The following is a 6,480-nucleotide window of genomic DNA, read 5'->3' as shown; positions in this document are numbered from 1 at the left end:
GACTGGCCGTTCGTGCCGCGCCGGTTCCGCGAGGAGGCCGGGACCCAGATGCCCAACCTCTCGCATGGTGTCGCTGGGATCGCGACCGCGCTGGCCTTGGCCGGGGCTGAGTTCGGTCGGCAGGACCTGATCGCCGCTGCCTGTCGTGGGGCGGAGCAGTTGGTGTCGCTCGGGGTGACGGACGGCGAGGGTTTCGTCGTACCGCGCTATCTCCCGGTCGGGGTCAACGACGAGGAGGAGTTCACCTTCACCTGGTGTCACGGGGCCTCCGGGACCTCGTTGCTCTTCCGGGCGCTGGAGTACGCGGGAGTGAAGGAGGTCGCGGGTGAGACGCCGCTGACGTGGCACGGGCGGTGCTTGCACAGTGTGCGGACGTCAGGGCTGCCAGAGCGGTTGCGGCCCGGGTTCTGGGACAACGATGGGCGGTGTTGCGGCACTGCCGGGGTGGGCGAGATCTTCCTGGATTCCTGGCATCGGTCGGGTTCTCAGCCGGAGCTGGACTTTGCGCTTCACCTGGCCGATGCGCTGGTAGAGCGGGCCGTTCGGGAGGAGTCGCGGGCCTACTGGCGGTTCACCGAGCACCGTGCGGAGGAGCCGCTGCTGCCGCCTGGAGTTGGCTGGATGCAGGGTGCCGCGGGGATGGCGACGTTCCTCTTCCATGCCAGTCGGGCCGTGAGCCAGGGGCCGGCGGCTGAACCAGTTCCGAGGATGGACACGTGGTGGACGGTCCGTAGTACGGGCTAGCGGCGCCAGACCTCAGCAGTGGTGAGGAAGGCTGAGGAACCCGGGCGGTCGTGGGAGCCGTCGACCTGGACGAAACCAGGGACGCTCGCGCCGCCGATCGACACCGTGGCGGAGCGGACCGGGGCGATCACCAGGCTGAGGCTGTGCATCCCGCCGGAGAGCTGAAAGTTGTCGGTGGCAAACAAGCGCCGGTCCAGTACGCCGCCCATCTCGATCTGGATGTCGGCCGCCTTGGCACTCAACCCGTCGGCGAGGTTCATCGAGACCTGGACCAGATCGCGTTCGACCGCCGGCTCGTGCCACGGCAGGCCCTGGACCTCCAGGAACGAGCGCACGAAGTACCGCTCCAGCCAGGCGGCGAGATCCACGTCCTCGGAGACCACCCGGACGATCCCGTCGAACCACAGCACCACCGCCGTACCGGAGCCGCGGATCGACCAGTCCACCATCCAGATCGACGCGTACGCCGTGACGCGGCCGTCCGGGTCGAACAGTCGCAGCCCAGGATTGGCCCCCGCCAGGATGATCCGGCGGTCGCTGTCTGGTGCCTTGGGCATGGGCGGGACCTGTCGTCCGGGGAGGGCCGAGTCCTCAGAGTGACTCACGGTGTCACTGGTATGCAACGTGAACGGTCAGATCTTCTCCACCGGCGCATACCGGAGCAGCAGCCGTTTGACCCCTTCGGAGCCGAAGTCGATGTCCGCCTGAGCCTGTTGCCCCTCGCCCCGGACCACCACGACGGTCCCCATCCCGAAGCTGTCGTGGACCACCCGGTCGCCCGGGTTCAGGCTGATCACGGGCTTGTCGGACGCCGTACGGCGGGCCGGCTCCCAACGGGTCGTGACTCCACTGGCGCCCGCGGACGTCCCGGTGCCGGACCAGCGGGTGATCGCCGATTCGTCCCGGCGCCAGTCAAGTAGTTCCGCCGGGATCTCCTCGAGGAACCTGGAAGGCGGGTTGTGCTGCGGAGCACCGAACGCGCTGCGCACTGCAGCCCGGGAGATTGCGAGCCGCTGCCGGGCCCGGGTGATTCCGACGTACGCGAGCCGACGCTCCTCCTCGAGCTCCTTCATGTCGCTCAGCGAGCGTGAGTGCGGGAAGACGCCGTCCTCCATGCCGGTCAGAAACACCACCGGGAACTCCAGTCCCTTGGCGGTGTGCAACGTCATCAGCGTGACGACGCCCCCGTCATCGGCGGCGTCGGGGATCTGGTCCGCGTCGGCGACCAGGGCGACTCGCTCGAGGAAGGCCTGCAGATCGGCCGGTTCCGCCGCGGCCGTGCGCTCCTCGACGAACTCGCGGGCGACCGAGATGAACTCGTCGAGGTTCTCCAGCCGGGTCTCGTCCTGGGGATCCGTCGACTTCTGCAGTTCCTCGTAGTACCCGCTGCGGTGCAGCGCGACGTCCAGGATGTCGTCCGGCGGGGCGCCGGAGTCGACCATCGCGGTGAGCTCGTCGAGGATGTCGACGAACGCCTGGACGGCGTTGACGGAGCGGCTCGCCATCGCCGGAGCGTCCTGGGCTCGTCTGAGGGCTGCGGAGAACGGAATGCGGTCGCGCTGGGCGAGCGCCTCGATCGCGGCCTCGGCGCGGTCGCCGATGCCCCGCTTGGGCACGTTGATGATCCGCCGGAGCGAGACCAGGTCCTCGGGGTTCACCAGCACGCGGAGGTAGGCGAGCGCGTCGCGGACCTCCATCCGCTCGTAGAACCGGACGCCGCCGACCACCTTGTACGGATGACCCGTGCGGATGAAGACCTCTTCAAAGACCCGGGACTGGGCATTCGTCCGGTAGAACACCGCCACGTCCGAGGGTTTCACACCGTCGGCATCCGTCAGCCGGTCGATCTCGTCCGCGACGAACTGGGCCTCGTCGTGCTCGTTGTCCGCGACATACACCGCGATCTGCTCGCCCTGGCCGGAATCCGACCACAGGTTCTTCGCCTTGCGGCCCTCGTTGCGGCTGATCACCGCGTTCGCGGCCGACAGGATCGTCTGGGTGGAGCGGTAGTTCTGCTCCAGCAGGATCGTCTCGGCGTTGGTGAAGTCTTCCTCGAACGCGAGGATGTTGCGGATTGTCGCGCCCCGGAAGGCATAGATCGACTGGTCCGCGTCGCCGACCACCATCAGCTCGGCCGGCGGACTCACCGGTCCGTCGTTCGGCCCTGGCTCGATGTCGGCGCAGAGCTCACGGATCAGCGTGTACTGCGCGTGGTTGGTGTCCTGGTATTCGTCGACGAGGACGTGACGGAATCTTCTGCGGTAGTACTCCCTGACCTCGGGAAACGCCTGCAGCAGGTTGACCGTGGTCATCAGCAGATCGTCGAAGTCCAGCGCGTTCGCCTGCGCCAGCCGCTCCTGGTAGATCCGGTAGCACTCGGCGTACGTCTCCTCGAGATGGTTCGAGGTCTTCGCCGCGGCCGTCTCGTGGTCGATCAGCTCGTTCTTCTGGGTGCTGATCCAGTTCAGGATCGCGCGCGGGTTGTACCGCTTCACGTCCAGGTCCAGCTCCCGGCACACCAGCGTCATCAGCCGCCGCGAGTCGGTGGCGTCATAGATCGAGAACGTCGAACTGATCCCGAACCGCTTGATGTCCCGCCGCAGGATCCGCACACACGACGAGTGGAACGTCGAAACCCACATCAACTTCGCCCGAGGCCCGACCAGCTCCACCACCCGCTCCCGCATCTCCGCGGCAGCCTTGTTGGTGAACGTGATCGCCAGAATCGACCCCGGATGCGCATCTCTGGCCGCCAACAGGTAGGCGATCCTGCGCGTCAGCACCCGCGTCTTACCCGACCCAGCACCAGCGACCACCAGCAGCGGCTTCCCCGCATGCACGACAGCAGCCCGCTGCTGCGGGTTAAGCCCCTCAAGCAGCGCCTCAGGGTCGGCCCGATGCTTCTTGGGCTCCTCGAGCGGCACCGGCAGTTCGTCTGGAGAAAAGAGCGTCGTCATCAGAACCCAGCCTAGGCGCTCCCACGGACAGTCCGCGTACGCGTCCCCACCCGGCTCCTCCGTCGCGGCTCCCACACACCCCAAGCTCCCCGCTCCTTCCGTCGCGCTCCACCGCTGACCGGTGTTCCCCATGCCCATGGCCTGACGTCGATCGCACGCCGGACGGCTGCTGCATGGTCGTCATTTCGTGGACGGGTGTGTTGACAGCTTGTCCGCCGGGATACCGCACCCGGGTCGCCGCACGTGAGCGGGGCGAAGTAGAGCCACAGTCGCAGTGACAACTCGGCGGAGGGGACACTTCGCAACCTTTCCTTCTCCTGGAGCCATCGAGTAGGTGTGAGGGTTGATCGCGAACTGGAGCCAACGGCGCCGGACTCGCAGGATCCTGGGGCTCGGCGGGGGCGTCGTGGGGATATCCAGGGGCTGCGGGCGGTGGCTGTTCTGCTGGTCGTGCTCGATCATGCGGGGGTTCCGGGCCTGGAAGGCGGGTATCTCGGGGTCGACGTGTTCTTCGTCATCTCCGGGTTTCTGATCACCGGAATCCTCGTTCGCGAAGTACGGCGTACCGGGCGGGTGTCGATCGCTAGCTTCTACGCCCGCCGGGCTCGGCGGATTCTTCCCGCGGCGTCGGTCGCGCTCGTGGCGATCATGATCGTGTCCAGTCAGCTCTATGGATACCTGCGGATCAACGAGGTGACGACGCACATCACGTGGGCGTCGCTCTTCGCCGCGAACATCCACTCGTCGCTGGCCGGATCGAACTACTTCGACGCCACCACGTTCGTCTCGCCGGTGCAGCATTTCTGGTCGCTTGCGGTGGAGGAGCAGTTCTATCTGGTCTGGCCGCCGTTGATCGCACTGGTGCTGTTCACCCGGCGCAAGGTCGGCGCGCATCGTAGTGCCGAGCGTTCATCGGAAGGTCGGCTGCGCGCCCTGACGCTCACGATTGCTGCGCTGTGCCTCCTGTCTCTCGCCTGGTCGATCTGGCAGACCGGGCAAGATCCCACCGCCACCTACTACTCGACCCCCGCGCGCGCCTGGGAGCTCGGCGCCGGAGCATTGCTCGCGCTCGGGACCACCTGGGTCTCCGGTTTGCCGAGGCCGGGGAGACTCGCTGCCTCCTGGATCGGACTCGCCGCTGTCGCGACCGCCGCGGCCACGTACTCCGCGGCAACACCGTTCCCCGGCTATCACGCTCTGCTACCCGTACTCGGCACCATACTGATCATTGCCGGAGGCATCGAAGGACCCCGGTACGGCGCATCCGTAGTACTGGATCGCCAACCGCTACGGTGGATCGGCGACATCTCGTACTCGCTCTACCTCTGGCACTGGCCGATCCTCGTGCTCCCCGTCGTCTATCTGGAGCGAGAGCTGCAGTTGCGCGAGCGGGTTGCGTTGATAGCAGGAGCGATCGCGGTCTCCGCACTCAGCTACTGGTTCGTCGAGCGTCCGGTGCAGCGAGCGAGGCTCCTGTCCAAGCATCGGTTGACCGCACTGGCGATGTGGCCGGCGACCGCTGCAGTCCTTGTCGCTGCGGTGATTGTGGTGCAGCAACAGTACGGACAAACGCCTGCCGCGCCCGCCGCGGCATCCGCCGTCATTCCTTTCGCCCCGCCATCCGCCAAGCCCGGACATCGCCCAGCCAAGGAGAAGCCGAAGGCTCCCACACTCCTCGAGGCGGTCCGTACTGCGGCTGGACAGGCCCGAGCCGGTGCACCGCTTCCGGCTGGTCTGGGGCCGTCGCTCGAAGGCCTCATCGACGACGTGTCCAGGGCGCCGGCGAAATGCGGCGCGGACCAGGACGAGACGGCGCACGAGATCTGTGCGCTGGGGAACGTCAAGGCGAAGCGGACGATCGTGGTCTTCGGCGACTCCCATATGGGTATGTGGCTCGGACCACTGCTGCAGGCAGCCGGGACCCGCGGGTGGAAGATCATCCCGATCACGAAGGCGGGCTGCCTCCCGGTGGACGTGACCGAGTGGCGTCCGGAGAAGGCGCGCGTCTACACCGAGTGCGACACCTGGCGTGTGTGGGCCTACCAGCAGATGGCGAAGATCAAGCCGAACCGGATCATCATCTCCGGCTTCCTGAGCATGACGCTCGCCGACGCGGACTCCGGACGAGCGATTCTGAACGAAGAGTCCGGACCCCTCTTCGCCGCCGGGGCGAAGAGCGCACTCAAGCGCCTGCGGCAGTTGTCACCCCGGGTGGATGTCATCAGCGGAACTCCCACCCTGCACAAGGAGCCCTCAGACTGTCTGAGCGGTCGGCGGGCGACCATGGCCAGCTGCGCGGCACCACTCGACCCGCTCATCGGTGAACGCAACCAGGCCTGGAAGAAGGCGGCCGCTGCCACCGGAGCGCGGTGGATCGACGTCATCCCGTGGTTCTGCGAGAAGGGCACCTGCCCGCTGGTCGTGGGCAACCTCATCGTCTACCGCGACACCAACCACGTCACCCGCACCTACTCCGCGGCGATCGGCAACCACCTCCTCCAGCGCCTCGGCCTCTGATCGGCTGTGAGCAGACCTGCTACGAGCAGAAAGCCTGGGGTTGAGGGGTCGGGGTCGGACATCGTGGGGACATGTCCGATGAGAGCAAGGTTGTGCTGTTCAACGAGCAGTCGCGGCAGCAGTTGTTCCGGCAGCGGATCGTCGTACTGGACGGTCAGCTGAATGATGACAACGGGACGTTGCTGGCGACTCAGATCCTGACCCTGGCGGCTGAGGATGCCGACACCGATATCGCGTTGTGGATCCACTCGCTCGGGGGCTC

The 6,480-nt window shown here is 66.8% G+C and carries 5 protein-coding genes; 3 read left to right on the top strand and 2 right to left on the bottom strand.

The window, feature by feature from the left end; all coding sequences use genetic code 11:
• Positions 1–744 (top strand): lanthionine synthetase LanC family protein (locus VFG33_RS24745; RefSeq protein WP_325055337.1); only part of this gene is annotated, 744 nt, incomplete at its 5' end.
• Here the strand turns inward: VFG33_RS24745 and VFG33_RS24740 are convergent.
• Both VFG33_RS24740 and pcrA read right to left on the bottom strand, forming a co-directional pair.
• On the bottom strand, positions 741–1,301 hold the full coding sequence (locus tag VFG33_RS24740; RefSeq protein ID WP_325055336.1) for a hypothetical protein: 561 nt from the start codon (positions 1,299–1,301) through the stop codon (positions 741–743). The genes VFG33_RS24745 and VFG33_RS24740 overlap by 4 nt on opposite strands.
• A gap of 75 nt (positions 1,302–1,376) precedes the next feature.
• Positions 1,377–3,701 (bottom strand): DNA helicase PcrA, encoded by a 2,325-nt coding sequence (gene pcrA / locus VFG33_RS24735; protein WP_325055335.1) that lies wholly within the window; start codon positions 3,699–3,701, stop codon positions 1,377–1,379.
• Between the two features lie 336 nt (positions 3,702–4,037).
• On the opposite strand from pcrA, the gene VFG33_RS24730 reads away from it, so the two are divergent.
• Both VFG33_RS24730 and VFG33_RS24725 read left to right on the top strand, forming a co-directional pair.
• A complete protein-coding gene (locus tag VFG33_RS24730) occupies positions 4,038–6,218 on the top strand; it encodes an acyltransferase family protein (protein WP_325055334.1) in 2,181 nt (726 codons plus the stop codon).
• A 71-nt stretch (positions 6,219–6,289) separates the two neighbouring features.
• On the top strand, positions 6,290–6,480 hold a 191-nt coding region (locus VFG33_RS24725; RefSeq protein ID WP_325055333.1), incomplete at its 3' end, for an ATP-dependent Clp protease proteolytic subunit.

It is taken from the genome of Kribbella sp., assembly GCF_035687465.1.
In the GTDB taxonomy this organism is placed as follows: domain Bacteria; phylum Actinomycetota; class Actinomycetes; order Propionibacteriales; family Kribbellaceae; genus Kribbella.
Note: the sequence above shows the minus strand (reverse complement) of the source record. Positions and strands in the feature narration are given on the sequence as shown.